The following is a 1,214-nucleotide window of genomic DNA, read 5'->3' as shown; positions in this document are numbered from 1 at the left end:
ACCCCCGACCCGCGGGAGGTGTCCTGGCGCCGCACCCAGCTCACCGGCGAGATGCCCCTCCCGGTAAAGGACACCGAGGGCAAGGGCATCGACCGGTTGATGCGGCTGTGCAACTTCGCCACCGCCCAGGGCGAGAGCCTGGCCCTGGCGTGGCTGGTCGGCTGCCTCGACCCGTCCGCCCCGGTCCCCGCCCCGTTCCTCACCGGCCCCCAGGGCGCGGGGAAGTCCACCGCCGGCCGGATGCTCACCCGGATCATCGAGGGCATGAGCGGCGACCTCCGTAGGGCGCCGAAGGACGAGGAGAACCTCATCACGGCCGTCGCCGCCGGATGGATCACCGCCCTGGACAACCTCTCCCACCTCGGCCCCGACCTCTCCGACCTCATGTGCTGCATCGTCACCGGCGCCGAGACCATCAAGCGCGCCCTGTTCAGCGACGGCGACGTCTACCGCTCCCGCTACCGCCGCCCCCTGCTCCTGACCGGGATCGACGTCGGCGTCATCCGCCCCGACCTCGCCGAACGCCTCCTCCCCCTCCGTCTGGAGCGTCCCCAGGTGCGGCGGACCGAGGCGGAACTCTGGGCGGAGTTCGAAGAGGCCCTGCCGGTGATCCTCGGCTCCCTGCTCGACCTCACCGTCACCGTCCGCGCCACCCAGGCCGACATCCCCACCGACCTGCGCATGGCGGACTTCGCGCACCTGTGCGCCCGGCTCGACGCGGCGGCCAGCATGGGGGCCCTGGATGCCTACCGGGCCAGCCTGGACGACCTCAACGACGACGTCATCGAGGGCGACCTCCTCGCGCAGACCGTCCTGAAGCACGCCGCCGGCCTCGACGCGGGCCGGGAGGTGCGAATGACGTCCTCGGAGTGGCTGCACTGCCTCACCCAGCTCTACAGCGGCGAGGAATGCCGTCCCCTGCCCAAGGGGTGGCCCACCACCGGCAAGGTCCTCTCCGACCGCCTCAAGCGCCTCCAACCCACCCTCGCCGCACGTGGCGTCCTCGTCGACTGGGGCCGCACCCGCACCGCCCGCTACATCGAGGTCACCCGCCCCACCCCGCAGTCGCCGGAACAGGCCGAGGGCATGTTCTGACCCGACCGGGACCCGCACAGGCAAGAGGAGCAAGCCGCGCCTTGGCCAGGGTTGCTCCTCTTGTCGTTCGGCGGCTTGCCGCCGCTGGGTCGCGCCGCAACGCGGCTCCGCTTTCACGC

At 72.1% G+C, this 1,214-nt stretch carries 1 protein-coding gene; it reads left to right on the top strand.

Annotated features, from left to right (window positions below; translation table 11 throughout):
- On the top strand, positions 1-1,095 hold a 1,095-nt coding region (locus ACFVZH_RS40415; RefSeq protein WP_384905646.1), incomplete at its 5' end, for an ATP-binding protein.
- Positions 1,096-1,214 lie beyond the last annotated feature (119 nt).

The organism is Streptomyces sp. NPDC059534 (genome assembly GCF_042743475.1).
Classification (GTDB): domain Bacteria; phylum Actinomycetota; class Actinomycetes; order Streptomycetales; family Streptomycetaceae; genus Streptomyces.
Note: the sequence above shows the minus strand (reverse complement) of the source record. Positions and strands in the feature narration are given on the sequence as shown.